Source organism: Anatilimnocola aquadivae (genome assembly GCF_049819085.1).
Lineage (GTDB): Bacteria > Planctomycetota > Planctomycetia > Pirellulales > Pirellulaceae > Anatilimnocola.
In genome coordinates, this window is record NZ_CP187419.1 from 6,745,458 (window position 1) to 6,771,385 (window position 25,928).

The following is a 25,928-nucleotide window of genomic DNA, read 5'->3' on the forward strand; positions in this document are numbered from 1 at the left end:
ATTCATTCTAATAAAAAGGAACTCTCTCCGCAGAAGCCTGGAAACAAACAGCCCCGCCGGTCGTCTCATTAGCAGAGTCATCATGCCGCCCGAGAATGAACCCGTGAACGCAGTCGCCACTCTATCGACCGGAGAAAACGCCCTGCTGGCAACCGCCACCCGGTGGCTGCAGCAAACGATTGTGGTGATGGTGCTGGCCGGGCATCTGCTGTTGCCCGTGTGTTTTTTGTTCGGTGGCGAAGCCGACTTGCTGCGCGATTCGGTGTTTCTGTCGCAAGTAGCCCTGATTTGCACCGTCGCGATCCTGGGTGAATTGAGTTGGCTGGGTCGGGGCGTTCTCTTCGTCGCGGGTACGACGGGAGCCGTCATCTGGATGCAAGTGTTTCCGCCGCATTACTACGAATATGCCTTGCTCACGTTCTTGCTGCCGCAAATCGTCTTGATCCTTTGCTTGGCAATCGCTCGCTACCTATGGGTGCGCGGCGATTGGAGCCCCGCGAGCAAGCAGCCTGGTCGTCCGCTGCAGATCTCGATTCGCAGCTTGCTAGTCATTACGTTCTTCGTCGCCGCTACCTTGGCGGGCTCAAGCTGGCTGCGCGAAGCAGCCGGGAGTCGCTTTACGACCACTTACAACGTGCTGGTTACGTTGTCCGATGGTTTCGGGACCGCAACACTCTGCTTGCTGGCGACTTGGGCGATCGGAACCCGGGGCACGTCGCTGGTTCGGCCCCTGATGCTGCTCTGTGCTTCGGGCTTGCTCATCGTCGCCCAAACAATTGCTTTCAGCATGGAAGAGTATTGGTATCTCAATCTCATCACCTGGCTCTGCTGGGCCGCCATCACGTTCACCACGTTAGGCGCACTCCGTTTGGCAGGCTGGCATCTCGTCGTTCACAAGCGCGTCTTCAAGTGAGGTGAAACATGTTTCAGCCGAAGAATCCCCCGCGTCCTTCGCTGGAATTGCTGCAAATCGCTTCGCCCTGCACGGCCGACTGGAACTTGATGCACGGCGACGAGCGGATGCGGCACTGCCAGGAATGCAATCTGAACGTCTACAACCTGTCGGAGATGACCCGCGCCGAAGCGACCGCGTTCATCGCCCAGCGTGAAGGTCGCACCTGTGTGCGGATGTTCAAGCGGCCCGACGGCACCGTCATCACCCGCGATTGTCCCGTGGGTTTGGCGGCTGTGCGTGCGAAAATTGTGCGATTGTCGCTAGCGACTGCCGGTCTGTTCGCAGCCATCACCATCAGTGCGCTAACTGCCTTGGGAAAAGTGCCTGGCATCCGGCACTTGGTTTCGCAGTCAAAAATCGAGAGCATGCAGAGCTCGACGACGATCCTCAACCGGCCCATGACCGGCTTCATGGTGATGGGAGGCTGCGGTCCGCCACCGGGACCTCCGGGGCCGACACTGGTCGTTCCAATCGGGAATGGTGCTCAACCGGTCCTCGGCGAGGTAGCCCCGAAGTGAAGGTTCAAAGTTTAAGGTTTAAAGTTCAAGGTTGGGGACAAGCTCACCTTGCATTCAACCTTGAACTTTAAACCTTAAACCTTGAACTTCGAGGGGTCTGCCTGTAACGGTCCTGCCAGCATCGTCACCTGTCCTGAAGCATCGCGCTCGCCCGCGTCGATACCACCCGAGGATTCTCACCTTTGGGTCGACCAAGCCAGGATGTGCTTGCGATGCACGATGGAACGTATGCCACGCGAACTGAGCCCGGGCCCACTGCCCAGTCGGCCTTCGCGCGGAAATATGCCCCGATTCTGCTGGTTGCAGCGGCTGTCTTTCTGCTTGTCCTGGTCCTGGCGCGCTCACCGCTCGAAGGATATGTGGTCAGCCAAAAGATTCAGTCCGCCGACGATCGCGGCCTGACCACTCCGCCGTTGGCGACCGAGCAGGTGACGAATTGGCTGAAGACCGATGCGGTGCTGGCAGCCACCGTGCAGCAAGTTTGCCCCCGCGATTCGCTAGCCGCCCAGAACGACCTGGTGCAGGCCATGCAAGCGGGGCTGACGGTGCAGGCCGCGGAAGATGCCGCCAAGTCGAGCTGGCAGTTGGCCCTGCAGCATCGTGACCGCCAGCTGGCGGCTCGCCTGCTGACCAAGCTGGGCGAATCGCTGGCCGAGCAATTGAAGCACCTCGATCGAACCGAAGCTCAGTTGCTCGTTGAGCACTATCAGCAGTCGGTCACGCAGGCTCGCGCCGACGAAGAATCAGCTCGGCAATTGCTCGAGCGGGCCCGTCACGAGCAATTGGCCGCGGCCATGCAACCCGCTCCGCGCGAAGCAGCGAAGCCAGCAGCCGAAACATTGAATCCCGTCTGGCAGGAACTGCAGCAGAAGTTGCAATTAGCGCGCACTCGGCTCGATCAACTGCTCACGGCCCGTACGCCCGAGCATCCGCAGGTGATCGAAGCACAAGCATTGCTCGTTTCGCTGCAACAGCAGTTGGAACAAACCCCGCGCGAAATGCAGACCAGTGACTCGACAGACCAACAACCCACGCCCGCAGTGCGTGGTCCTCAGTTGCAGGAAGCGGCTGCCGCCCCGTCCCGCGTGCCGGTGCGACTGGTCAGTTCCGCTGCGGAAGGCGTTTCGCAGAATTCGCTGAAATTGGCCAACGAAATCCAGCAATTGACATCGCAGTGGACCGCAGCCACGAATAAGCGGACGGTGCTCGAACGCCAAGCAGCCGACGCTCAGCAGCAGTGGGTTCGCGGCCTCAATGCCAAGGCTTGGGAAGTGTCGCCGGTGCGCACGCAGGCCCAGATCGGTGGTCGCGTCACGCCCTTTCAATGGCTGCTGGCTGGTTCGCTCGCCCTGTGCGCGGCGCTTGGCACCTGGCGGCTCAGCTATCTGGTTGCCAACGATGGCTCGCTGAACAGCGTCGCGCAATTGGCCGAAACCTTGCCGCTGCCTGTGCTGGGCGAAGTGCCGCTGACCACCGAGTTGCCCCGCCGCTCGCCCGAACGTCGCAGCTGGCAACTGGAACGCCTCACTCAGTTGAGCCTGGCCGTCATTGCCGCGGTGATTCTCGTTGTCGCATGGGCCTCGGCCGCTGATAGCAACCTGAGCGCTCAGTGGGCCAGCGACCCCGCTTCGACCCTCGGCCAAGCCTTCGACCTGCTGCATCACCGCGTCGTGGGCTGATGCTCCTATGTTTTGAGCCGGAAGCGTGAGCGCCCGGAGAGCATTCGCTTCATCTCTCGCTGCAGTATCCTCCGGGCGCTCACGCTTCCGGCTCAGGAATGATGGCGAAGACGGCTCGATGGGCGTTATCCGACCGCCTACGAAAAAGTTCAACCTGTCGAAGGTCGATTTTCCTTCAACCCTCTGCAGTCGATCGCAAGGTTTGGTCGATGCAGATGGTGATTCGGTTGAATGCGAACAGTCTCCCGCGCCACGAGTAGCCCGCTAGCAGCTGGCTGCCAGCAAGGGTTGCTCGCAAGGCGTCTCTCCCGCCAGCCACGTGACGCCAGCCGGTCCCTGAACCCGACGACTCCAGGATAGGCCGATGTACGAAAGCTCCTTTCAGATGGCACAGCGCCCCTTCGCTTCCGCTCCCACTGCCGCCGCCTATGTACGCACCGGCACTCACCAGGCAGCGCTCGAAAATCTGGTGCGCTGCGTCGAGCGGGCCGAAGGTGTCGGCCTGATTGTGGGGCCTGCAGGTTCGGGCAAGTCGCTGCTGCTGCAATTGCTCGCCGCTGGCTTCCGTAGCAAGTTTCACGTCGCGATGCTCAACAGCGCTCAGCTTTGCACGCGCAAGGCCCTGCTGCAGAGCATCCTGTTCGAGCTGAAACTGCCCTATCGCGAAATGGACGAAGGGGAACTGCGGCTGTCGCTGCTCCAACATTTGGATCCGCGCGAGGGTGGCCCGCTGGGTCTGTTGCTGCTCGTTGACGAAGCCCATTCGTTGCCGCTGCGGTTGCTCGAAGAGATTCGCCAACTGACGAATGTCGTCCGCGAGGGGCAGCCTCGCGTGCGCCTGGTGATGGCCGGCAATGCCTCGATGGAAGAACGCCTGTCCAACCCCAAGCTGGAGTCATTCCAACAGCGGCTTGCTTCGCGCTGTTACTTGCAGCCGCTCACCCGCGAAGAAACGCTGCATTATGTGCGCGAGCAAATGCAGGCCAGCGGCGCTCGCGGCGATGGGATGTTCGCCAGCGATGCGCTCGAAGCCATCTATACCGCCACCGATGGCATTCCGCGTTTGATCAATCAATTGTGCGACCATGCCTTGGTGCTGGCGGCCCTCGGCGGTCACAAGCACTTGAATGCCGCGGGCATTGAAGAAGCCTGGGCCGATCTTCAGCAATTGCCTCTCCCCTGGAGCGAAAAAGCAGCTCCGGCCGTTGCCGACGAAGCGAGCAACATCATCGAGTTCGGCCTGCTTGACGAGCCCGGTTTGCAAGTGACTTCGCCCTTGCCGAAGTTGCACAGCCACGACGTGGCCGCTCATGCAACACAGCTGATCGATCAAATTGATGACGAGATCGCCGAACTCGATCTACCCGCCGGCACATTGGCCCAAGCGTCGAATCACGGCCAGTATTCAACCGACTTCTCGCCCCTGCGAGCCAGCAACACCGAAGTGGAAGTGGTGTTTCAATCGAGCGTCGATCCCTTCGGCCAGGGCTTCGAGGAAGAAGAAGTGGTCATCGACCGCTACGCCTCGCTCGAAGCATCGGCCATGCGTGCCCGTCCGCAGGTCTACAGCGAAGAAGGCCGGCAAATTGCCGCCGCGCTCTTCAGTATTCAAGAGATGCAAGCCGTCGCTGGGCCGCAGATTGCCCGCACCGAGAACACACCCATCGTGCAACCGATGATCGTGGCTTCGGCGCCGGTCGAGATCGACGAAGAGTTGTACAACGACCCCGTGAAAATCGAACCTTCGCCGGCTGCGAACGATCCGGTGTATCCCGAGCACGAACTGGCCGCCAGCGGTCAGCGGGCGACGTTGCCCCTCAAGGACTTCGGCGGTGACGATCGCGACATGATCATCATCGAAGAAGAATCCCCGCGGCGCAAGGCTCATGTTCCCGGCGGCAAGCCGAAGCGAACTGAGTATCGCCAACTGTTCAGCACCTTGCGTCGAGGATAACGAGCAGACAACTCATCACACGGCATCATCACCGGGGCAGAAGCGGGTAAGGCACCACACATGAGTCGCATGCGGCAAGCGCTGAAGAACCTGGAAGCACGCTTTCCCAGCGCTGGCTCGGTGTCTCCCTTTCAAACCGAGTCGACGATTCCGCACTATGTCGGCCCGCTGCAAGCGCTCGTCGATTCGTCGTGTGCGCACCTCGTCGTCCAACCCGTGATTGTCGAGCCTGTTCGCGTCGCTTTGGCCGAACCTGCCGCCCGCCCGCCGCAGCCTACCTTGGACGATTACCTTCAGCAGCGGACCATGCCGCGGCCGGAGGTGATGGAAGCTCCAACTCCTGTTCCGCCCCCTGCTGCTCCCACGTCACCGCCAGTAAGTTCTGCTCCGCTGGTTACCGATGCCGATGCCCCCGCCTGGAAGCTGAACTCGCCCAAGCAGGAACTGTCGACGCTCGAGCAGACCATGGTTCGCTTGCTGGCCGAGCCCCGCTTTGCCGGTGCGTATGGCGATCTGGCCGATCGGCTGATGCAAGATTACACCGAGCGAGCCGTTTCCAGCTTTGCCCTAGCGGCCATTCAGTCCTGGCATGGCCATACCGAATTGGCTCTGGGCGTGGCCGGCATGCTGGCCGATCGCGGCGGCGATGTGCTGCTCGTCGATGGTGGCGGCGTGGGTGCCAGCCTGTCGTTCGAAATGGGCTGCGCGCGGACACCGGGGTTGTCGCAGTGGCTGGCGGCAGCCAACAGTTGGACGAAATGGGTGCAGCCAACCGGCCTGCGAAATCTCTACTTCATGCCCGCCGGAACCGGAGATCCGGCGCTGGATCGCGACTGGGCACTGCAGCTCCCCGCATTGCGAACCACTTTCCGCCACGTCATCTTTCACGCCATTGAATCTTCGCCAGACCGGCTGGAACTTTTAACCCGCTCGGCCAATGCCACCTATTTGACAGTACCCCTCGGTGTAGCGGAGACTATACCCGCTCAACAAACCCTTGCTCGCCTCCGCAGCAAGGGAGCCCGGGTGCTAGGCTGCATCGCCGCTCAAGCTTCCGGTTCTTGATTCCTGGCAAGCTGGCCAGTCTCGTTCGAGGCTGGTATGAATAACGCTCATGGCAAAAGTACTTGTAACCGGCGGCTGCGGTTTTATTGGCTCTCATATCGTCGAAGCTCTGGTGAGTCGGGGCGATCAAGTTCGCGTGCTCGATGTCTTAAGCTCTGGCAAACGCGAAAATCTCGGTGCGAATCTGCCCAAAGTCGACCTCATTATGGGCGACGTGGCCGATCTGGCAGTCGTCAAGCGGGCCGTCGATGGCATCGATCTGATCTTTCACCAGGCTGCCCTCGCTTCGGTACCTCGCAGCGTCGAAGATCCCCTCGCCACCCACGCCGCGTGTGTTACCGGCACGGTGGTGCTACTGCATGCTGCCCAGCAGGCCGGGGTGAAACGGGTCGTCTATGCCGCGTCGAGCAGCGCCTATGGCAATCAGCCGACGCCACTGAAAAAAGAGACTGACCTGCCCTCGCCGCTTTCCCCCTATGCTGCCGCTAAGCTCGCCGCCGAGCACTACTGCCATTCGTTTTATCACAGCTATGGCTTGGAGACCGTCTGCTTGCGGTACTTCAATGTGTTTGGTCCGCGACAGGATCCCAGTGGTCCTTATGCCGCCGTCATTCCCTTGTTCGCCCAAAAGTTGTTAGCAGGGCAAGCTCCTACTATTTATGGTGACGGTCTCCAGACTCGCGATTTCACTTATATTGGCAATGTGGTGCAAGCCAATCTATTGGCCTCACAAGTGCCGGCCGCTGCTGGCCATGTCTTTAATGTGGGCAACGGGCAGGCAATTACCTTGATCGCCTTGCTTGAAATGATGCAGCCACTCCTGGGCACGAACATCAAACCCATTTTCGCCCCAGCGCGGGCCGGCGATGTGCGCGATAGCCTCGCCGATATCTCGCAAGCCCGCAACGTCCTTGGGTTCAATCCGCAGATTGACCTGAAAGAAGGCATCCTCCGCACGGTCGCCTCGATGCGCGGGTAATTGATTTCTGAGCCGGAAGCGTCAGCGCCCGGAGAGTATTCGCTCTTTCTTAACTCAAAGAACTCTCCGGGCGCTGACGCTTCCGGCTCAGAGATAAAAATCAAATCCCCAGCCAGTTCTTCACGCCCAGGCGAAAGATAATCCATAGCGCCGACCAGGCCTCTCGGCTGTTAATCTTCGACTGCCCGCGTTCGCGATCGGCGAACAAAATCGGCGATTCTTCAAACCGAGCACCGACGCGTTTCAGGTGCCACAGGATCTCTTCCTGAAACGAATAGCCTCGGCTTTGAATCGAATCGAAGTCCAGCTTTCGTAGCGTCTCGACGCGGAAGCAGCGAAACGCTCCGCTGCAGTCGCGAGGCTTCAGTCCCAGCGAAGTCCGAGCATAAAAATTCACCGCCCGGCTCATTAGTTGCCGCTTGAGTGGCCAATCTTTCACACCGCCACCCGGGCAATAGCGCGAGCCAATCATCACGTCGGCGTCGTCCATACCAGCGATCAAAGCCGGAATGTAACGCGGATGATGGCTGAAGTCGGCATCCATATTCAGCAAGTAATCGTAGTCGTGCGCAATGGCGTACTGCATGCCCGCGATGATGGCTGTGCCGAGTCCCAGTTTGCCAGAGCGATGCAGGACATGCACGCGCGGATCCACGGTTGTTCGTTCATCGGCCCATTGGCCGGTGCCATCGGGACTGTTGTCGTCGATGACGAGAATATCGACGTGCGGAGCGACCGCAAAAACCTCGTCGACCAGCAGTGGCAAGTTCGCCAGTTCGTTGTACGTGGCCACACTCACGAGCGTGCGCGCGGAACGAGAGCCTGTTGGAGAACTCGGCGAAGGATCAGCCACGGGCATGGGAAATGTGAGCGGGAGAGTCGTAGTCATCGGACGCGCTTCCTAGAAAGTCATCGCCCTTTCGCCGGGCGATATTTCTATTCTACGTGCGCCAATTTCGGCAGCGCTGAAAGTCCAGGCACACTTGCCCCGCGCCACCCGCAAAGCCGTCACAACTGGCAACAAATCTGCCAGAATCTCAAGCTCGCAACTTGGTGGCTTCGGCTTCCATGGCGGCAATCTCTTTCTCGAGCTTGCGCACTTCTTCGACGTCGTCCATCTGCTTTTTCGCGCCGGCCAGCTGCTGCTTCAGCATCGGTAGCTTTTGGCGAATCACTTCCAACCGCTTTTTCGCTTTGCCATCCATCGTCTAACTCGTTCGCCGGGGCCTGAGGGTACAATCACTGCTACTGCGTAGTCTACGCTCCTCCCTTCCCCCTCGAAATAGACGGCTGCCATGAACGCCAGGTTTTCCTCGGCAAATGTGCGCAATCTGCTGATGATCGCAGTCGCACTTGCTGCCGGTGTTGCTGCCGGCTGCAACCACAAACCAACACTCTCGCCGCAGGAACTCGAAGCGAACTTGGGCGAGTACTTCACCTTCTACGAGGCCAACCTCAAAGTCCGCCAACCCCAGGGCTATCAAAAGGAAGCCTTCGTCGGCTTCGGCAACCCCCAGACGAAATGCATTTTGACAGCTCGAATCTTGGAGTCGCCATTTCAGCCTGACTTCGATAAGCACATCAACGGCAAAGACAAAGTCTTGTCTCGCGAAAAAGTGCAGGTGGACAACTTGCCGGGACTCTTGCTCCAAACCGAACGGATCCGGGAGGACGGCAGCTCCAGTCGCAGTTGGACCGTCGTGTTCGGTAACCAAGATCGTTCGTGGCATGTGTCCTCGGTCTATGGCACCGACCTGCCACCGAGCGTGGGCGAGATTCTGCGTGCGGCCGTTTTGAGTGCGCGCGTCGACAACACGCCGACTCCCGCCGCCGGTGAACTGCAGACGTTCACTTGCGATACCCCTGCCTCGCTCAAACGCGTCGAGACGGTTTATCGCGAACTGATCTTCACGGCAGACGGCGAAGTACCAACCAAGACGGCTACGGCGCCGCTGCTACGAGCCGTGAATTACACCGAGCGGCTCCCGGAATCGCAGGATCCCGTCGCCTATTGCGAAGAGATCGTTACCGGCAACCGAGGCCTGGAACGCTTTGAATCGGTTTCTACTTCGGCAGTGACCATCGACGGTCTGCAGGGCTATGAGACCTTCGCCAAGTGCCGCCACAAGAAGTCCGGAACTCCACTTGCTCAGTACCAAGTGGTGCTCTTCGACGGTGATGAAAAGATCCTCATGATGGGCGAAGTTGGCCTGGAAGCGAGCGAAAAATACTTGCCCGAGTTTAAGGCCGCGGCAAGGAGTATTAAGCGAAAGCAGGCTTCTGAGAAATAATGATTGCTATTGAGGAAATTGTTTTGACTTCCAAATCTTTACATTCTGTCCTGCATCATCGGCGGTGATGATATAAGCCGACGTAGCTGGCCGGCTTTCAATCAGCTTGATACCTTTTTCGGGGCCAAGCACGGCCACAGCACTGGCGAGGCTGTCGGCGTCGATGCCGCGCGGGGCGATCACCGTGATGCTGCTGCGGCCGGTGATGGGTTGCCCGGTGCGAGGGTCGATCAGGTGGGAATAACGGCGGCCGTTCACCACCAGGTGCTGGCGAGCTTCGCCCGATGTCGAAATGGCTTGCTGCTTGAGCGAGACAAAGGTCGCGGGCTCATCGGTAGGATTGAGCGGCGCGAGACCGATCTTCCAGCCTGTTTCGCCCGGTGGCGGATCGGCGACGGCGATATCGCCACTGGCACGCACGAGCGCGCTCTGGATGCCCATCGCGGTAATAACCTTGAGTCCTTCGTCAGCGGCATAGCCCTTAGCGATGCCACCGAGGTCGAGTCGCATCTTGGCGACCTTCAATGACGCGGTCCGCTGCTTTTCATCCAGGACCAGATTTTTGTACCCCACGCTGGCAAAGGCTTCTTTCAGCAGAGCTTCGCTAGGAACCTCCTTCTGCCGTCTGGCTCGCCGCCATAATTTGGTGAGCGGACCAATGGTGACATCAAACGCGCCGTCGCTGGCAGCTGCCAGTGCCTGCGATGCTTGCAGCGCGGTGAACAGTTCACTGCTGAGCGGAACGGGCTGCGAGGTAGGCGAAGCGGCACTCAATTTCGAGAGTTCGCTCTCCAGGCTGTAGTCGCTGAGGGCTTTGTCGAGATCGGCGATACGTGCGAAGGCGGCGGCGATGGCTGCTTCGGCGACTGCCTCGTTTTTCGCATACACAACAACCTCAAACTCAACCCCCATATGGGGTTCGGTTCGACTGAACCGACTCAACTCCGCTCCTGACACACACAATCCGAGCGCGCACAGTGGCAGCCAGGCGCAAGCGAAGATGGCAAGCTTGCGAACTTGCGGTGAGATTCGCGACAGATTGCCGAAGGGGGCCATGGGCTCTGGGGTCCAAGATTTGCGCAAAGTTAAGCAGAGAAACGACTTCCCCGCCCAATCGCGAACCGCTATATTAAGCAGCTTCGCAAGCAAACATCTCCTCACAAACTGTAACACGGCATGGCTGATACACCAAGAAAAGACCACTGGGCATCGCTGCTTGAAAGCATCGGTCTCGCTTCCTCCAATCCGGCAGCAACGCCAGCAGAGACCGCCGCGGAATCGCCGACCGCTTCGGCTCCTCCCGCGCAACCTGCTGCTACCGCGCAAGCCGCCCCCGAGCCTGCGGCCGCAGCAGCGGAAGCACCCGCCGCCGAAGCTCCCAAGCCGGCCGCCAAAAAGCCCGCGAAAACCTCGGGCCATTGGGGCAAGTTGGCGGGCATGCTCGGCTTGTCCGTCGCTCAGCCAGAACCTGAACCAGAGCCCGAGCCGGAACCAGCTCCGCCAGCTCCCGTGGCACCCGTCGCCAAGGTCGAGCAGATTCGCGAAGTCGAGCGGATGGCACCGGTCGTCGATGACCTGCCCCCCGACCTGTTCGCACCACCGGCTCGCGCGGAAAGCTCGCGTGCCGACGGCGGTCGCAGCGAAACCGACAGCCGCCCAGCTCGCGCCGAGCGTGATGATCGGGGCCGCGGCCGAGATCGGGGTGATCGCAATCGCGGCGATCGCGATCGAGGTGGCCGTCCGGAACGTGGTGCCGAGCGTGGCGAACCACGTGCGGACCGCGAACCACGTGCAGATCGTGACCGTGAAGCTCGCCCTGCGGAATCGCGTCCAGCTGAAGCTCGCAGCTCGGAATCGGCTCGTCCACCACGGGGTGAAGATGCCGGACGTCGTCCCCCACGTGAAACACCGCGTGAAACACCCCGCGACACACCACGAAATGCTCCAGCGGCTCGCCGCGGATTTGGCGATGGCCTGGTCGAAGACTGGCCACCAGAAACCCATCCCGAACCAGTTAGCGAAGTAGCTGACGACTTCGATGATTTCGTTCCCGCGCCGCGCGAAGCTGTTGCTCCCGCTGCCGACGAACGTCTCGGTTTTGATCGCCCCAGCGAAGAGGGTGAAGAAGGTGGCGAGCAGCGTCGCCGCCGTCGTCGCCGTCGACGCGGTGGCCGTCGCGATGAACCAGAAACCACCAGCGCCGAACCACGGCACGCTCCTCACAGCGAAGATGAAGAAGACTTGGATTTTCTTCCAGCGCCGGAAGAATTCGTCGATGACGAGTTCCCACCGGAACCCGTTCATGACGACGAGGACGTCGTCGCCGAAGAACCATCCCGCAGCCCACTAGAAGACGGCGAAGATCGCGGACCGCGACGCCGTCGTCGCCGTCGCCGTGGTGCTCGCGGCCCGCGTGAAGAAGGCGCCGAAGCACCACGCTCGGCACCGCCAGCCCGCTCTGTTGACCGCGACGATGTGCTGGCCGACGATTCGGACTTGGAAGACGATTTCGATGGTCCGCCACGAACTCGGCCCGAGCCTACCCGCGCTCCAGCAGGCTCACGTGGTCGGCCGCAGCGCGAAGTGCGTCGTCCTCACAGCGAAGATGACGAAGTCGATGAATCGCTGCATGCCGAACTCGATGGTGGCAGCGACGAAGAGGGTGAAGAAGGTCACACCCACAAGAAGATCCCAACCTGGCAAGATACGGTTGGCTTCCTGATCGATGGCAACATGAATGCCCGTTCCGAACGGCCCGAGCATCGGGGCGGCGGTCGCGGTCGTCGGCCACCCAGCCGCCGCTAACGAAATAAAGTTCAGAGTTTGTGTTCTGAGACAGGAGAAACGCATCCGTTCCCTTCCTGTCTCAAAACTCTGAACTTAGAACTTCCCATGTCTCGCTATCACGAGTTGCTCGAGCAACTGCGGCAAGCGTTTCCGGCACCGGTTTCGAACCCGGTGCACGATGGCTACGTCGTCTTCTCGCTGTTGAAAGCGCTCGATCAAGTCGATGCGCTCAAGACCCAAGCGCCCATTCTGGGAACTCCCCGCACGCCAGATTACGCTGCTGCGGGGCACGCCCTCTTCCCTCAACTGGGCCGTTCGCTGGAAGAAGTGATTCCTGAACTCGTCCATTGCCTGGATGGTCAGCTGATCTTCGGCCATCCGCGCAGCCAGGTGAATGTCGTCGCGCATCCTTCCATCGCCAGCATCGTCGGCGTGATGTTGCCTTCGATGTACAACCCGAACCTCTGCAGCGACGAGGCCAATCTCGGCTGTTCCGAGGCTGAAGTTCGTGTGGCCGCGATGACGGCTCAACTCGTGGGCTACGATGCCGAGCGTGCGGGTGGCCTTTTCACCTTTGGCGGCACCGGTACGCTGCTGTACGGCATCAAAATTGGCTTGGAGAAAGCAATTCCTGATGTCTTCGAGCGTGGTCTGCACCGGCCTGCGGTAGTGATTTGCTCGCAGCAAGGTCACTACGCCTGTGCGACCGCTGCCGGTTGGCTGGGACTCGGTCAGAGCAGCGTGATTAAGGTTGCGACGCACTCGAACAACTCCATCGACCTGGCTCAGCTGGAGTTGGCAATTCGCGCGGCACATGAAGCAGGCCAGCGAATTGCCGCGATCGTGGCCACCATGGGAACGACCGATGCGTTTGGTGTCGATGAGTTGGCTGCCATCTATGCGCTGCGAGAACGACTGGTCGCTGAGTTGCAACTCGACTATCTGCCGCAAATTCATGCCGACGCCGTGATTGGTTGGGCCTGGTCGGTCTTCAACGACTACGATTTTTCCGCGAATCCGCTGGGCTTTCGCGGCCGTACCTTGCGGGCACTCGCTTCCACGCAGCACGCTGTACAGCATTTGCATCTGGCCGATTCGCTGGGGATCGATTTTCACAAGACGGGCTTCGCGCCGTACATCTCGTCGCTGTTTCTCTTGCGCGATCGAACTGACTTCAGTCAGATTGTGCGAGACCGCTCGACAACGCCCTATTTATTCCACTCGGGCGAATATCACCCGGGGCTCTTCTCGCTCGAAACTTCCCGAAGTGCGACGGGAGTCATGGCGGCACTCGCCAATCTGCTGCTGCTCGGCCGCGAAGGGTTTCAAACGCTGATTGGCCATGCGGTGGAAATGGCCGAACTGCTCCGCGAGCAGATCGGTGCCAGGCCAGAGCTTTCCGTGATGAACGATCAGAACTTCGGCCCCGTGACCTTATTCCGGGCGTATCCGCGGGGAACCGACACCTTTCAGGTCAAGCAGCGGGAACTGCACGACAGCGGCTATCGCCAGCAGTTGCAGCAAAACAATGAATTGAATCGGCTGATCTACGAACGGGTGCATGCAGAGGCCATGGCGGGCCGCGGTGTGGCTCTGGGCTACACAGGCAACTATCGGCTGGCCGATTGCGGCGAGCCAATCTCTGCACTGAAGAGTTACGTGCTATCACCGTTCGCGGACGAAGGACGCATGAACTCGGTTGTTGCGCACGTTCTTGAAACTCGCGACTTTGTCCTCGCGGCCCACCGCACGAACTGAGCGACTCGTGGGTATTCTTGGTTCGCTAGCACAAGCCAGAGAAGCTAGGCAGAGCGTGTGCCGCCGGGAGAAAAAATTGATGTCGACAGGTTCTGCAAAGTTGGCATAATCCGCACCTGCGCTTCAACGCGCAGACCGGGTTTTTCCGATTCCATTGCTAGACGCGGAATGATGTGGGGTGGCGACGAGCAGCGAACCCAGCGACTGATCGGCCCACTAGACAACCGACCCAAAACCCCCATGAGCGACCACCCAGCAAGTCGCGAGAAAAGAGCACCTGTGGCCCACATACATCCAACGGCGATTGTCGATCCCCGCGCGGAACTTGGCCGCAATGTGACTGTCGGCCCGTTTTGCGTCATCGAAGCCGAGGTGCAAATTGGCGACGACTGTAAACTAGAAGCGCGTTCGGTCGTCAAAAACCGAACCACGCTGGGCGTCAACAACGAAGTGGGCGAAGGCGCCGTGCTCGGTGCCAAGGCCCAGCATCTGGTCGAAATGCAGCCCGGCGGCGTACTGATTATTGGCAGCCATAACCGCATTCGCGAAAATGCGACGTTTCACCGTGGCCATGCCAACGATGCTTCAACGATCGTCGGCGACCACAACCTGATGATGGTCAACTCGCACGTTGGCCACGATGTGCGCATCGGCAACAACTGCGTCCTCGTCAACAATTCCATGATCGGCGGCCACTGCCACTTGGAAGATCGCGCGTACATCTCGGGCGGCGTGGGCGTTCATCAATTCTGCCGCATCGGACATCTGGCCATGGTCGGTGCCCTCGCGAAGATCGTGCAGGATGTCCCTCCGTTCATGATGGTCGAAGGTGGCGGTTCGACGGAAATCGTCGGTCTCAATCGCGTCGGTCTTCGTCGCAACGGTTACACGCCCGAACAAATTCTGGAACTGAAGCAAGCCTATCGCGTTATCTATCGCCAAGGTCTGCGCTGGACCGAAGTGTTGCAGATTTTGAAGGCTGAGTTCAACGAAGGGCCCGCTGCCGAGTTCTTCGAGTTTCTCAAGCAAGGCAAGCGCGGTTTCGTGCAAGAACGCCGCATCAGCCGCAAGGCCACGCTGAAAATCGTGGGTGCCGACGACGACGACATGGAAGATGTTGCCGACACCAGCAAGCGTGAAGCTGCCTGACTCACTGAGTCGTTTCCCAAGTAAACCGGAGTTGAGCACTCACTCCGGCAGTGGCACCAACTGCTGCATCATGCTGACCGCGATCGCCTGAAACACCGGCTCGCGCTGTTCAAATTCGCGGCTCTCGGCCTGATAGTGCCAAATGAGCGTGGCGGACGGCGTTCGCAAGGTGCGAATCCTAGCCTCGACGAGCAGGTCAAGATAGAAGAACGCGATATCGACGCCCTTCGTTTTGGTATCCCCGATCATCTCTTCGCGGGGAATGACTTCGATCTCTTTGTACTCGGCTTCCAGCCCTTCGCAGATCTCTTTGACCTTGGGCCGGATCTCGTGACCGGGTGGAAAGACGTACAGCGTCCAGTAGGCTGTTTCCTGGCTTTGCAGGGTGAAGGAGTACGGCATCCCCTCGGCATCGATATCGATGATCTGCCAGTTTTCCGGATACAGCAGCCGGACACCGAATTTTTCAAAGACCGCCGGCATATTCAGCCACCAGAAATCGAGCAAGCAAAACGTGAAACTCACTCGTCAACCTACCGCGACGATTGCCAGCTGAATAGTGGCCGGTTGCGTACCGCGGCCGGGTCGCTAGCGAGAGCCAATCGGGCGGTTCTCCTTTTCTTTTCAACCGGAATTTGCTATTCCTCGTTACTACCTGTTCGGCGGGCTCCCGGCTCAATGATTGAGCGGGGTCTGCCGATAGGATCGATACCCAGCGTTAGGCTTTGCCCGCCTGCGCCTTGTTCCATCGTCAACCAGACAGGCACGGATGCCCCAGACGTCACCGCCAAGCACGTTGCTGCGCGAACGCAAACCCAAACGGGCTGCGGGCTGGGTCGTTGTTTTGCTCTTCCTGACGGGCTGTTGTGGCGGCTGTCGCTCGCTGCCGTGTCGCAAGGAATCCGACGAGACCATATCGCTCACGCGGCAACTCTCGTTGCGAGGCAAAGACGCCCAGCAAAAGGGCCGCTGGGACCAGGCCGAAACCTTCTTCGCCCAAGCCGTTGCAGCCTCTCCCAAAGACGAACGTGCCCGTTGCGGCTATGCCGAATCTCTCTGGCGACGCGGCGCTCAAGACCAAGCCGTGACCCACATGGTCGAAGCGGTCAAGCTCTCCGGTGACGATCCAGAACGGCTCGTTCAACTCGGGCAGATGTACCTAGCTCAAAACAACTTGCCTGCGGCCGGACGACAAGCTGACAAGGCAATCGCCGCGAACAAACACTTGCCGAACGCGTGGGCCTTGCGAGGCAATGTCTATCGAGCCACCGGCCAGCGAGACGAAGCGCTCGCCGCCTATCATCGGGCGCTCAGCTACACCCCGCACTTTCCCGAAGTGCAGGTCGCCCTCGCGGAGATCTACAGCCAAAGTCACAAACCTCAGCGAGCCCTCGCCACCCTGCAATCGCTGGCCGATCAGTTTCCCCCGGGCAATGTGCCCGCTGATGTTCTTTTTCGCCAAGGGATCGTGCTGCGACAGTTGAATCGCAATCAAGATGCGGCCGAGTGCATCGCTGCGGCCGTAAATCAGGGCCAACCTACTGCCGAGATGCTGTTTGAACTGGCTCAAACGCGTATGTTGGCCGGCGATCCGACCGCTGCCAATCTTGCCCTGAATGGTGCTCTGCAGATCGATCCCCGTCACGCTCCTTCGCTGCAGATGCAACGGGAGCTCGCTTCGCAACCCAAACAGCTGACAGCTTCGTTGGGCCCGGGCACTATCGATCGCTAAACAGCACGCTTCGGTGCTATTCTTCGCAGGCCACGCGAAAACCCAGGTTCAAATAGCGCGTGTACGGCGTGTTCCAATTGCGGAACGACGAGCGGACGTAAATCGGAAACGTGTGGAACGCTCCGCCGCGGCGCACATGCAGCTTGCCTTCCGTGGGCCCCTTCGGGTCTTCCGCTGGCGACTTGCCGTAGTAGTTCTCGTCGTACAAGTCCTGGCACCATTCCCACACGTTGGCGTGCATGTCGTACAGGCCAAAAGCGTTGGGCTCGAACGAGCCGACAGGTGCCGGAGTGAAGTGTCCGTCACTCGACTTCAGGGCGAAGCGATCGTAGTCGTGGAATTCTTTCTTGCCTTCGGCAATCGACGACTTATCGGCCAGGTTCGAATGCTTTGAGAGCGACTCGGGATCGTTGCCGGTGAAGAAGCGGGTCTTGGTGCCCGCTCGGCAGGCATATTCCCATTCCGCCTCGGTGGGCAGGCGATACTTCTTCTTTTCCTTCTCGCTCAGCCATTTGCAGAAGGCGGTGGCATCGTTCCAAGAGATGTTCACAGCGGGGTGGTTGTCGGTGATTGCATAGCCTGGGTTTTGCCAGTTGTACTCCGGTTTGCGACCCTCGTACTTGCCGGTCTGCTTGTTGATGCCCCAGCCTCCGGTGCCATCGGCCTCGGCTTCGGTCTTGTTGCCCGACTCCTTGGCGTATTGCCGAAATTGACCCACGGTTACTTCATGCACGCCCAAGCGAAAGGGCTTGGTAATGCGCACCTTGTGCTGCGGCCACTCGTCGGCGTCGAGGATCTTCCGCTCGAGCTTCGATTCGTATTCATTGCCGGGAAAGGCCCGCTCGATCTCTTTCAACGACTCGTGACTTCCCATTTGGAACTCGCCGGCGGGAATCAGAGCCAGCTTGATGCCGAGGGAGTTGGTAACAACGTCGACCTTCGGCTTGGCTTCTTGACCGCTCGCCAGATTTGCGAGAACCGCGAGCACGACGACCAGCGAAAGACTTGCGCAGCGAGTGTGCATGGTTGGAGTGATTACGTAACGAGTGAGAGGGAGGGCCGCCAAGAGAATCGTGATCGCGGGCGGCAGAGAAATCAGCATTCGATCAACCGAATTCGGGGACTAGGATTCGAACCTAGACAAGCAGAACCAAAATCTGCTGTGCTACCATTACACCATCCCCGAATGGCCCGCCAAAGCGGAACCGAAGCGAATCATTGTAGTAATTGACCGCTTTTCGACAACGGGAGTTCGCGGAAAATCCCCGCGAATCACTCCTTGGCCATCTTGCTGACCACGTTGAACGACAGCTGCTCGAGTTCAATGGCCAGGTCGACACCTACCGTGTGAATGTGCTTGGGCAGGACCAGCGTGACAGGGGCGAAATTGAGAATCCCTTCGACGCCGGCCGAAACGAGGGCATCGGCTACACGCTGGGCGACGGCAGACGGGACAGCCACGATGGCGAGCCGAATGTTCTTTTCCTTGACGACCTGGGTCACTTCGTCCAGGTGATAGACCTGCAGACCTTCGATCTTGTTGCCGATTTTCGCCGGATCGGTATCGAAGCCCGCGACAATTTCGAAGCCCTGCTGGTGAAAGCCCCGGTAGCCAATGAGGGCTCGGCCGAGGTTACCCATACCCACGATCGCCAGCGACCAGGAATGATTCGTCCCCAGAATCTTCTTGATGGCCGAGATCAGCTCGGCACAGCGGTAGCCAATGCCGGGATAGCCGAACTGGCCAAAATAGGCGAGGTCTTTCCGTACTTGAGCGTCGGTAAAGCCAAGCAGGCGACCGAGCTGCGTCGAGCTGGTGGTCTCAAAGCCGTCTCGCACCAGGTGCTGCAATTCGCGCAGGTACAGGCTCAGGCGGCTGACGACTGCCTGCGGAACTTGGGGTTCGGCACTTTCGTCGGCATTCTTTTTGGCTTCCGCCATGCACCCCATCCCACCAGACAAAAACCCCTGCGAACTTGGAATCCGTTCGAGGGTTTACTGTAAACCGGCTGAGCGGTCGGAACAAGAATAGATCGGGCTAGCATCGCAACGAAAAAAGGCCCGACCCGCATTTGCGAATCAGGCCTTTGAGTTTCTGCCAGCCAGTTCCTGTTCGACCTTCGCCTGTTACCTGCTGAGACTTACTCGGTGACGAAATCGGAGTGGTCAATCCACACATTGCCGCTGCCGGCATGATAGAGCCATCCACCGCCACCCGAGGTGCAATCGGCCACAGTCGCGGGATTGGTCGTGACAACCTTCACCGCTTGGCTATTGGTGATGGGGTTCACCGGCAGTTCTCGCAAATAAGGGCCATATGGGTATGCGGCCCCAGTGCCAGCGGTGCCGGCCGCGTTGGTGGATTGAGTCAGTTCAATCAATGTGGTGCTGGGCTTAACGCCACCGTGGTGTGTCTTGTAGAGTTCGATTTGACCACGCAGGGTGGCCAGGTTGAACTTGGCGGTGCCGGTTTTGGCATCCATCGACGAATCGGTGAATTGCGGGATGATCGTGGCAGCCAAGATGGCCATGATGACGACCACAATCAAGATTTCAACCAAGGTAAAGGCCGAACGAAGTTTGCGTTTCATGTCAATCTCGCGAAGGGGACGTAGGGAACAGGTTCTGGTAATCGAGTGCCGCCGCCGCTCTCATCCATCAGCACGCAGTTACCTCATGGCAGGCGAGGTTGGTGCGAAGTCGTGTTGCCGTGGCTTCTGGAAGCGTTCCGGTAACCTGTGATGCGTCACGAAATGCTTCTGTGATTAATTAGGTCGCGGCAGATGCACCGTCAAAGAAAAACGCCGAACTGAGTGAGATTGGTGGTTGACCGCAAGGGTTGCATCGCCTGTGGCGGTCTTACAGCTGTCACCGCTGGTCACAGCCCCCTCGATCGGACTGTAAAACTTTCGCATCGTCTCGTTCGCGGTATCGAAAACCTGTCTAGCGTTTCACAGCTCACAGCTCCGTTCCAACGCCTTTCGGCGCGAACGTGGGCAGCAGCGGCAATTGCTGCAGTGAATGCGCGGCCCAGAAGGAATTGCCGCATGACGCGTGTCTGGCGGTGAAGCTCCCCTGCGACTGGCCTGCTTAGAACAGCGGCCGCAGGCGACCCACTTGGGGAGTCGGCAGATCAGGAGCAGGCAGAGGCTTGCCGTAGTAATAACCCTGGCCCAGCTCAAAACCCATGTCGCAGCAGCAACGGTGCTCTGCTTCCGATTCGACGCCCTCTGCCAACGAAGCGCTGCCGAGTTCGCGAACCATTTGCACCAGCTTGGCCAACATTTGCTGTTGGCGAGGCGGAGCGAGATGGATGTCGCGAATCAGTTGCATATCGAACTTGACGACGTCGGGGCTCACTTCGGCGAGTTCCACCAGTCGCGACTGACCAACGCCGAAATCGTCGTAGGCCAGCTTGATTCCCAGGTCGTGCAGACGTCGCTTCAGTTCCTTCATCGAAGCCAGGTCGGTTGCCGAGGCTTCGTGAACCTCGAGCGTAATGGCCTGATTGGGGAAGGTTTCACGCAGAGAAACGAGCGAGTCGTACAGACAGGTTGTGACGATTTCGGTCGGGTGTGTATTCAAATACAAGCTCAGGCTCGTATCGACCTGCGGCGCGCATTCCAAACCGGCCACGCGCAACATGGTGCTCAGTTCGGCTTCGAGATCGAGTTGCGAAGCCGCGAGGAACATATCTCGCGGCGTCTTCAGGCCAAACAGATTGCTGCGGCCCAGCACTTCGTAGCCCGTCACCTTTCCCGAGCGAATGTCCAAAATCGGCTGGAAGTGAGGGACCACGTCTCGTTCGTTCATCAGTTTATCGAACTGAATCAGCGACAAGGCACGTTCTGAGGCTCCTGAAGGATCGCACAGTGTGGAACTGGTTCCCATGGGAACCTTCATGCCTACCCGGAACGGAACATCGGCAAACTGAATCAAGTCGCCGTCACTCAGAGGCTCTTTGTCGTGCACAGCCTTGCCGTTGACGAACGTGCCGTTCGTGCTGCCAGCATCGCGGATAAATAGGTAGCCCTCTTCGCAGACGATCTCGGCATGCAAACCCGAGACGGTGGCATACGACAGCGACAACGGCAGGCCATGGCGACGGCCGATTTGAAACGGAGACGCCGTGAGATCAATACTCTCGACCTTGCCCATGACGCTGAGGCGTCCGGTCAGGTACCAAGTAATTTTTGTGGTGTTAGGGGCAGGTGCTTTAATCATCACGGGCCAATTTTGGATCGCTGGATGCCGCTGAGGCATCTCGACAGATCCCCTTGAAAACCGGTCGCTGGAAAGTGCACGGAGATGGGAGAAATCCCCGGTCTCTCGAAACCTAGCTCATAGATCTGCTCGATGACCGCAAAACATGCGACTGGTAGCCCCCGAAGCTACTAGCAGGCAGAGTCTGTCGCAGATACCGGGCAAAGAGACCAACCGGCCGAAACGCTACTGGCAGCGTGATCGCTAAGAGAGTGCTAGCTGGCCACTCTTACGGAACAAAACAACTTTGCTCATACCCCCCATCTCAAGCCACTTGCCCAAAGTGACCGATGAGAACCTAGACCGACCGCTGCGCCGGCGCGTTTTACGTTGACCTGCGCGGATCAAGGGCCAGTAGTACCTCAACGGGCGACAGCGTTTGAGGATTCTGCCGGCCAAGACCTGGGTCGAGAACAAAGGCGAGCGTTTCGCCAGACCAGATACAGCGTTTATTGAGTGAGCCACACGTGAGTCAAGGAGATCGGACAATGAAAGCCCTCATGGGTCTGCCGGTGCTAGCGGTTCTACTGACCGTTATCACGGTGAACACCAGCTCCGCCGCCTGCTGCGGCGCAGTCAGCTACAAAAACGTAGGCTGCTGCGACCCCGTCGGGTACGAGCCCTGCAAACAGCAGTGCCACACGGTCATGAAGACCGTGCGCGAGACGGTGTACGAACAACAGCAGTACACCTGCTACAAGAACGTGTACGACACGGTCTACGACGAAAAAACCATTGATTGCGTGAAGCACGTCCAAGAGACGCACTACCGCAACTGCGAATACACGGTTTGCAAGCCCGTGTACACCACGCAGTACAAAACTTGCTGCTACACCGTTTGCAAGCCTGTGTATCAAACACACCAGAAGACGGTGTGCTACACAGTCTGCAAGCCTGTGTACGAAACCAAGTACCGCCAGGTCTGCTACACGGTGTGCAAGCCCGTGTACACGACTCACCAAAAAGAGATCTGCTACACGGTCTGCAAGCCCGTGTACACGACTCACCAGAAGCAAGTTTGCTACACGGTCTGCAAGCCTGTGTACGAAACCAAGACCAAGGAAATCTGCTACACGGTCTGCAAGCCCGTGTACGAGACCCGCACGAAAGAGTATTGCTACACCGTTTGCAAGCCCGTGTACACGACTCACCAGAAGCAGATTTGCTACACCGTTTGCAAGCCTGTGTACGAAACCAAGACTCGTACTTACTGCGTGAACGTGTGCAAGCCAGTGTATGAAACTTGCCACCGCGAATGCTGCGAAACAATCTGCAAGCCAGTTCACTATACCAAGACCGTTAAGGTTTGCTCGGGTCACTGGGACACTCAAGTTACCGAATGCCCCGGCCCGGTCATGACCAAGTGCGTTCAAGAGCCAGGCTGCTGGACTTGGGACCCTTGCTGCTGCCGTTGCGTCTATTGCCCCGGTGCCTGCAAGCAAGTTCAAGTTCAATGCCCGCCTCGCAAGATCTGCACCAAAGTTTGGGTGCCTGAAGTTTGCGAAAAGACCATCAACTGCGTTCGTTACGAAAAGGAAGTCATCAAGAAGATGATTCCTTACACGACTTGCCGTTACGTCAACGAACAACAGACCAAGACCTGCAGCTACCAGGTCTGCACGATGGTGCCAGAGCAGAAGGTTAAGACCTGCACTTACACCACTTGCCAAATGGTTCCCGAAGTGATCCGCAAGACCTGCACTTACCAGGTTTGCACGATGGTGCCAGAACAACGGACCAAGGTTCTCACCTACAAGGTGTGCCACATGGTTCCAGAAACTCGCACCAAGACCATCAGCTACACCTGCTGCAACATGGTTCGCGAAAACAAGGTCAAGGTCGTCAACTACACTTGCTGCCAAATGGTTCGCGAGCAGAAGACCAAGACCATCGCTTACCAGGTCTGCAACATGGTGCAAGAACAGCGTTCGAAGATCGTCACCTACCGCACTTGCCAAATGGTGTCTGAACAACACAGCAAGCAAGTGCCTTACACCGTGTGCAACATGGTGGAACAGAAGTGCGTGAAGCAAGTTCCTTACTGCGTCTGCAAGCCGGTTCACTACACCCGCACGGTGAAAGTGCCTCGCTGCGTCTGCCGTCAGGTTCCCTACACCGTGACCCGTTGCGTGCCGAAGTGCGTTTGCAAGCAAGTGCCGGTGCAGGTCTGCTGCCCGACTCCTTGCTGCGAACCTTGCTGCGTCAAGGTTCGTCGCTGCCGCTCTTGCGTCAGCTGCGACACCTGCGGATCGTAACTTGCTGAATTGACGATTGTGGTTCTGGTCGAATAAACGCTGCGGCGGTCCGGTCAAATTGATCGGGCCGCCGCTTTTGCTTTTCTTGGCTCCAAAAATTGCATTCCGGCGATCTGGGCGATACCTTCGGGCCTGACTGAACCGCGAACGAAGCTGCCCCGGAGTGTTGCCGATGAATGTCTCTCGCCTGTGTTATTGCGTGCCTAGCCTGTTCGTTGTGGCGATGTCGCTGCTACCGAGTGCCAGTGCGCAGACCTTCCCCGCGTTTGCCGATCTGAAACCCCAGGCCGAACTGCCCAGTCCGCTGGTGGCGATGTCCGGCAAGAAGATCGCCACGAAGGAAGAGTGGGAGACTGCTCGCCGCCCCGAATTGAAGCAGCTGTTTCAGCACTACATGTACGGCAAGTTGCCCGCGGTGCCCGAGTCGATTGATGTCAAGCAACTGTTCGTGAATCCCCAGTTTTTGAACGGCAAAGCCACACTGCGGGAACTGGCTGTGCGCTTCACGTTGCCGCGCAAGTCGACCACCGCTGATGTTGCCTGGTCGAAGCACACCATCTATGTGCTGCTCGCCACTCCCAACGAACGTGTTGCGCCGGCTCCAGTGTTTGTCGGCATGAACTTCTGCGGCAATCATGCCGTCGTCGAAAGTGAGCAAGTTCACATTCCCGAGACCTGGGTCTACAAGTCTTGCAAAGGGGTCGAAAACGATCACGCCACCGCCGCCGGCCGCGGCAGCCAGGCCGACGTGTGGAATGTCGACCTGATTATCGACCGCTGCTATGCGCTGGCGAACTTCTACAGCGGCGACATCGACCCGGACACTGCTGACTTTGCCGATGGCCTCAATGGCGAACTGAAACCGGACCTGAAGCTCCAGAGCGACGATGCAGGTGCGATTGCCTGTTGGTCGTGGGGCTATCACCGTGTGATCGATGCCCTGGTGAAGCAAGAAAAGGAACTGGCCAAATCGGGGAGCAAGCTGGATCTGAAGAAAATTGCGGCGGTGGGTCATTCTCGTAACGGCAAGACGGCTCTGCTCGCAGCAGCCATGGACGAGCGGATCGCACTTGCCATCCCCACGCAGGCAGGCTGCGGTGGCACAGCGCCGAGCCGTGGTACGGTTGGCGAATCAGTGAAGCGGATCAACACGGCGTTCCCGCATTGGTTCTGCGATGAGTTCACCAACTTCAATGACGAGCCCGCGCGGCTGCCCTTCGATCAGAACTGCCTGGCGGCCATCTGTGCTCCACGGCCGGTCCTATTCTCGAACGCTCAGGAAGATTCCTGGGCCAATCCCGATGGCCAACTGGAAGTGCTGAAGGCGGCCGCTCCGGCCTATGCGCTGTACGGCAAGCGTGGCATCGATGCCGATGCTAAGGCGGAAATGAACAAGCTCATCGGCCACGAACTGGGCTATTTCATACGCCCCGGCAAGCACTCGATGAACCGCGTCGATTGGCAAGCCTTTCTCGACTTCGCCGACAAACACTTCTCAGCGAATTGAGAGCCGCGGTAAATCAAGCCGACTTTGTTGGCCGTTCAAACAGGAACGGCACATACGCGAGCGCCATTCCCACTAACAGCCCGCCCACGTGTGCACCATTGGCAACCGAACCAAGTGCACCAGCCAGACTCTGGGGTAAAAAGTCGGCCGCGATGCACAAGAAGAGCCAGACGAACATGATTAGGGCGGTGCCGGGCCGCAGGATGTAGTCGCTCTGCCGGAGAACGGCTGCGCGGATATAGATAAAGCCGAACAGGCCATAGTTCACGCCGGACATGCCGCCGAAACTTCCGGATCGCGGAAAGTCACTGCCTCGCAACATCGAGCCGAGAACCACTTCAGTAATATTCGAAAGGATCGCAATCACCAGCACTAAGATTACGAATCTCCAGCTCTTGAGATTCGCTTCGACCTGGCCGCCTAGGTCGTAGCACCACATCATGTTGAACACGAGGTGCATGATGCCAAAGTGCAGAAAGATCGGCGTGACGAGTCGCCACACTTCGCCCGATTGCACACTTTGCCAAACCGGTACCAGCGGGATGCGAAGTTCCCCATCTGCGTCTCGGAACGAATGGAGCCGGCCACCCGAGAACTGCAGCTGGCCGATCACTCGCAGATCTTTGGACGTACCCATGCTGGTTAGCACTGCCACCAGCACGCTGGCGCCGATCAAGAACAGCGTGATGGGGGTTGAGCGCGGGAGCGTCCCGCCTTTGCCCCAGCGGCCGCTCATTTCGATCGTGTTGCGCTGAGCCCGTTCGCGTTTTTCGAACTCCTGCTGACGGAGTTTGGCCGCTTCGCGCGGGGCACTGCTGTAGCGGGCGTTATTGGGGTCGGCTTGAAACGTGGCGAGTTCTGTACGGGCTTTTTGCAGGTGATCTTCTTCGCGAACCCACAGCGCCCAGGCATCACCTTCCTGTTCGGCGTGCGCATCGACCTTTTGCGTTATCAGCCACGCAGCAAACTTCTCGGCGGTAGCTTCATCCTTGAATGTTGTCAGTTGGCGCATGGCATGATCGACGATGGGCGAAAC

The 25,928-nt window shown here is 58.9% G+C and carries 22 protein-coding genes and 1 tRNA gene; 13 read left to right on the forward strand and 10 right to left on the reverse strand.

Annotation, left to right across the window (positions count from 1 at the left end; all coding sequences use genetic code 11):
- The first annotated feature begins 82 nt into the window (after positions 1 to 82).
- The 6 genes from NA78x_RS26700 (at position 83) to NA78x_RS26725 (ending at position 7,150) form a co-directional block, all read left to right on the forward strand.
- Positions 83 to 913 carry a hypothetical protein gene (locus tag NA78x_RS26700; RefSeq protein ID WP_425615423.1) on the forward strand — a complete coding sequence of 277 codons (831 nt, stop codon included), beginning with the start codon at positions 83 to 85 and terminating at the stop codon, positions 911 to 913.
- 8 nt (positions 914 to 921) lie between these two features.
- Entirely contained in the window at positions 922 to 1,473 is a 552-nt protein-coding gene (locus NA78x_RS26705; RefSeq protein ID WP_425615424.1) for a hypothetical protein, read from the forward strand.
- Between the two features lie 212 nt (positions 1,474 to 1,685).
- On the forward strand, positions 1,686 to 3,152 hold the full coding sequence (locus NA78x_RS26710) for a hypothetical protein (RefSeq protein WP_425615425.1): 1,467 nt from the start codon (positions 1,686 to 1,688) through the stop codon (positions 3,150 to 3,152).
- A gap of 364 nt (positions 3,153 to 3,516) precedes the next feature.
- A complete protein-coding gene (locus NA78x_RS26715) occupies positions 3,517 to 5,106 on the forward strand; it encodes an ExeA family protein (protein ID WP_425615426.1) in 1,590 nt (529 codons plus the stop codon).
- Positions 5,107 to 5,166: 60 nt separating this feature from the next.
- Complete coding sequence (locus NA78x_RS26720; RefSeq protein ID WP_425615427.1) at positions 5,167 to 6,171, forward strand: hypothetical protein; 1,005 nt, start codon at positions 5,167 to 5,169, stop codon at positions 6,169 to 6,171.
- A gap of 49 nt (positions 6,172 to 6,220) precedes the next feature.
- Positions 6,221 to 7,150: an SDR family oxidoreductase gene (locus tag NA78x_RS26725; RefSeq protein WP_425615428.1), complete on the forward strand. Its 930-nt coding sequence runs from the start codon at positions 6,221 to 6,223 to the stop codon at positions 7,148 to 7,150.
- Positions 7,151 to 7,250: 100 nt separating this feature from the next.
- Here NA78x_RS26725 and NA78x_RS26730 read toward each other — a convergent pair whose 3' ends face one another.
- Both NA78x_RS26730 and NA78x_RS26735 read right to left on the reverse strand, forming a co-directional pair.
- A complete protein-coding gene (locus NA78x_RS26730; protein WP_425615429.1) occupies positions 7,251 to 8,039 on the reverse strand; it encodes a polyprenol monophosphomannose synthase in 789 nt (262 codons plus the stop codon).
- Between the two features lie 148 nt (positions 8,040 to 8,187).
- Entirely contained in the window at positions 8,188 to 8,355 is a 168-nt protein-coding gene (locus NA78x_RS26735; protein ID WP_425615430.1) for a hypothetical protein, read from the reverse strand.
- A gap of 90 nt (positions 8,356 to 8,445) precedes the next feature.
- On the opposite strand from NA78x_RS26735, the gene NA78x_RS26740 reads away from it, so the two are divergent.
- A complete protein-coding gene (locus tag NA78x_RS26740) occupies positions 8,446 to 9,441 on the forward strand; it encodes a hypothetical protein (protein WP_425615431.1) in 996 nt (331 codons plus the stop codon).
- A 6-nt stretch (positions 9,442 to 9,447) separates the two neighbouring features.
- Here the strand turns inward: NA78x_RS26740 and NA78x_RS26745 are convergent, their stop codons facing one another.
- A complete protein-coding gene (locus tag NA78x_RS26745) occupies positions 9,448 to 10,353 on the reverse strand; it encodes an FAD:protein FMN transferase (RefSeq protein WP_425615432.1) in 906 nt (301 codons plus the stop codon).
- Positions 10,354 to 10,617: 264 nt separating this feature from the next.
- Between NA78x_RS26745 and NA78x_RS26750 the strand changes: the two genes are divergently transcribed.
- From NA78x_RS26750 to lpxA, 3 genes are all read left to right on the forward strand, one after another.
- The gene (locus NA78x_RS26750) at positions 10,618 to 12,246 is read left to right on the forward strand and encodes a hypothetical protein (protein WP_425615433.1); all 1,629 of its coding nucleotides are present in this window, start codon (positions 10,618 to 10,620) and stop codon (positions 12,244 to 12,246) included.
- Positions 12,247 to 12,333: 87 nt separating this feature from the next.
- Complete coding sequence (locus NA78x_RS26755; RefSeq protein ID WP_425615434.1) at positions 12,334 to 13,986, forward strand: pyridoxal phosphate-dependent decarboxylase family protein; 1,653 nt, start codon at positions 12,334 to 12,336, stop codon at positions 13,984 to 13,986.
- 279 nt (positions 13,987 to 14,265) lie between these two features.
- On the forward strand, positions 14,266 to 15,135 hold the full coding sequence (gene lpxA, locus NA78x_RS26760; RefSeq protein WP_425615435.1) for an acyl-ACP--UDP-N-acetylglucosamine O-acyltransferase: 870 nt from the start codon (positions 14,266 to 14,268) through the stop codon (positions 15,133 to 15,135).
- A 39-nt stretch (positions 15,136 to 15,174) separates the two neighbouring features.
- On the opposite strand, the gene NA78x_RS26765 is transcribed toward lpxA, so the two are convergent.
- Positions 15,175 to 15,660, reverse strand: coding sequence for a hypothetical protein (locus tag NA78x_RS26765; RefSeq protein ID WP_425615436.1), 486 nt, complete (start codon positions 15,658 to 15,660; stop codon positions 15,175 to 15,177).
- Between the two features lie 244 nt (positions 15,661 to 15,904).
- On the opposite strand from NA78x_RS26765, the gene NA78x_RS26770 reads away from it, so the two are divergent.
- Positions 15,905 to 16,867, forward strand: a complete 963-nt coding sequence (locus tag NA78x_RS26770) for a tetratricopeptide repeat protein (protein WP_425615437.1) — start codon at positions 15,905 to 15,907, stop codon at positions 16,865 to 16,867.
- A 16-nt stretch (positions 16,868 to 16,883) separates the two neighbouring features.
- Here NA78x_RS26770 and NA78x_RS26775 read toward each other — a convergent pair whose 3' ends face one another.
- From NA78x_RS26775 to NA78x_RS26795, 5 genes are all read right to left on the reverse strand, one after another.
- The gene (locus tag NA78x_RS26775; protein ID WP_425615438.1) at positions 16,884 to 17,969 is read right to left on the reverse strand and encodes a formylglycine-generating enzyme family protein; all 1,086 of its coding nucleotides are present in this window, start codon (positions 17,967 to 17,969) and stop codon (positions 16,884 to 16,886) included.
- A gap of 13 nt (positions 17,970 to 17,982) precedes the next feature.
- A tRNA-Gln gene (locus NA78x_RS26780) sits at positions 17,983 to 18,053 on the reverse strand.
- A gap of 86 nt (positions 18,054 to 18,139) precedes the next feature.
- Positions 18,140 to 18,808, reverse strand: coding sequence for a redox-sensing transcriptional repressor Rex (locus tag NA78x_RS26785; RefSeq protein ID WP_425615439.1), 669 nt, complete (start codon positions 18,806 to 18,808; stop codon positions 18,140 to 18,142).
- A 200-nt stretch (positions 18,809 to 19,008) separates the two neighbouring features.
- Entirely contained in the window at positions 19,009 to 19,458 is a 450-nt protein-coding gene (locus tag NA78x_RS26790) for a type II secretion system protein (protein ID WP_425615440.1), read from the reverse strand.
- Positions 19,459 to 19,957: 499 nt separating this feature from the next.
- Positions 19,958 to 21,130 (reverse strand): EAL domain-containing protein, encoded by a 1,173-nt coding sequence (locus NA78x_RS26795; protein ID WP_425615441.1) that lies wholly within the window; start codon positions 21,128 to 21,130, stop codon positions 19,958 to 19,960.
- A gap of 488 nt (positions 21,131 to 21,618) precedes the next feature.
- Here NA78x_RS26795 and NA78x_RS26800 point away from each other — a divergent pair, with 488 nt between their 5' ends.
- Positions 21,619 to 23,385 (forward strand): hypothetical protein, encoded by a 1,767-nt coding sequence (locus NA78x_RS26800; RefSeq protein ID WP_425615442.1) that lies wholly within the window; start codon positions 21,619 to 21,621, stop codon positions 23,383 to 23,385.
- A gap of 172 nt (positions 23,386 to 23,557) precedes the next feature.
- Entirely contained in the window at positions 23,558 to 24,892 is a 1,335-nt protein-coding gene (locus NA78x_RS26805; protein ID WP_425615443.1) for an acetylxylan esterase, read from the forward strand.
- 13 nt (positions 24,893 to 24,905) lie between these two features.
- Here NA78x_RS26805 and NA78x_RS26810 read toward each other — a convergent pair whose 3' ends face one another.
- Positions 24,906 to 25,904 carry a rhomboid family intramembrane serine protease gene (locus NA78x_RS26810; protein WP_425615444.1) on the reverse strand — a complete coding sequence of 333 codons (999 nt, stop codon included), beginning with the start codon at positions 25,902 to 25,904 and terminating at the stop codon, positions 24,906 to 24,908.
- Between the last annotated feature and the right edge of the window lie 24 nt (positions 25,905 to 25,928).

Excerpts from the sequence above, each read along its gene's own strand:
- NA78x_RS26700 (WP_425615423.1), top strand. The coding sequence starts at position 83 with ATGCCGCCCGAGAATGAACCCGTGAACGCAGTCGCCACTCTATCGACC.
- NA78x_RS26705 (WP_425615424.1), top strand. The coding sequence starts at position 922 with ATGTTTCAGCCGAAGAATCCCCCGCGTCCTTCGCTGGAATTGCTGCAA.
- NA78x_RS26745 (WP_425615432.1), bottom strand. The coding sequence starts at position 10,353 with ATGGGGGTTGAGTTTGAGGTTGTTGTGTATGCGAAAAACGAGGCAGTC.
- NA78x_RS26715 (WP_425615426.1), top strand. The coding sequence starts at position 3,517 with ATGTACGAAAGCTCCTTTCAGATGGCACAGCGCCCCTTCGCTTCCGCT.
- NA78x_RS26755 (WP_425615434.1), top strand. The coding sequence starts at position 12,334 with ATGTCTCGCTATCACGAGTTGCTCGAGCAACTGCGGCAAGCGTTTCCG.
- NA78x_RS26795 (WP_425615441.1), bottom strand. The coding sequence starts at position 21,130 with ATGCCTCAGCGGCATCCAGCGATCCAAAATTGGCCCGTGATGATTAAA.
- NA78x_RS26800 (WP_425615442.1), top strand. The coding sequence starts at position 21,619 with ATGAAAGCCCTCATGGGTCTGCCGGTGCTAGCGGTTCTACTGACCGTT.
- NA78x_RS26775 (WP_425615438.1), bottom strand. The coding sequence starts at position 17,969 with ATGCTGATTTCTCTGCCGCCCGCGATCACGATTCTCTTGGCGGCCCTC.
- NA78x_RS26730 (WP_425615429.1), bottom strand. The coding sequence starts at position 8,039 with ATGACTACGACTCTCCCGCTCACATTTCCCATGCCCGTGGCTGATCCT.
- NA78x_RS26805 (WP_425615443.1), top strand. The coding sequence starts at position 23,558 with ATGAATGTCTCTCGCCTGTGTTATTGCGTGCCTAGCCTGTTCGTTGTG.
- NA78x_RS26790 (WP_425615440.1), bottom strand. The coding sequence starts at position 19,458 with ATGAAACGCAAACTTCGTTCGGCCTTTACCTTGGTTGAAATCTTGATT.
- NA78x_RS26750 (WP_425615433.1), top strand. The coding sequence starts at position 10,618 with ATGGCTGATACACCAAGAAAAGACCACTGGGCATCGCTGCTTGAAAGC.
- NA78x_RS26725 (WP_425615428.1), top strand. The coding sequence starts at position 6,221 with ATGGCAAAAGTACTTGTAACCGGCGGCTGCGGTTTTATTGGCTCTCAT.
- NA78x_RS26810 (WP_425615444.1), bottom strand. The coding sequence starts at position 25,904 with ATGCGCCAACTGACAACATTCAAGGATGAAGCTACCGCCGAGAAGTTT.
- NA78x_RS26770 (WP_425615437.1), top strand. The coding sequence starts at position 15,905 with ATGCCCCAGACGTCACCGCCAAGCACGTTGCTGCGCGAACGCAAACCC.
- NA78x_RS26735 (WP_425615430.1), bottom strand. The coding sequence starts at position 8,355 with ATGGATGGCAAAGCGAAAAAGCGGTTGGAAGTGATTCGCCAAAAGCTA.
- NA78x_RS26720 (WP_425615427.1), top strand. The coding sequence starts at position 5,167 with ATGAGTCGCATGCGGCAAGCGCTGAAGAACCTGGAAGCACGCTTTCCC.
- NA78x_RS26710 (WP_425615425.1), top strand. The coding sequence starts at position 1,686 with ATGCACGATGGAACGTATGCCACGCGAACTGAGCCCGGGCCCACTGCC.
- NA78x_RS26740 (WP_425615431.1), top strand. The coding sequence starts at position 8,446 with ATGAACGCCAGGTTTTCCTCGGCAAATGTGCGCAATCTGCTGATGATC.
- NA78x_RS26785 (WP_425615439.1), bottom strand. The coding sequence starts at position 18,808 with ATGGCGGAAGCCAAAAAGAATGCCGACGAAAGTGCCGAACCCCAAGTT.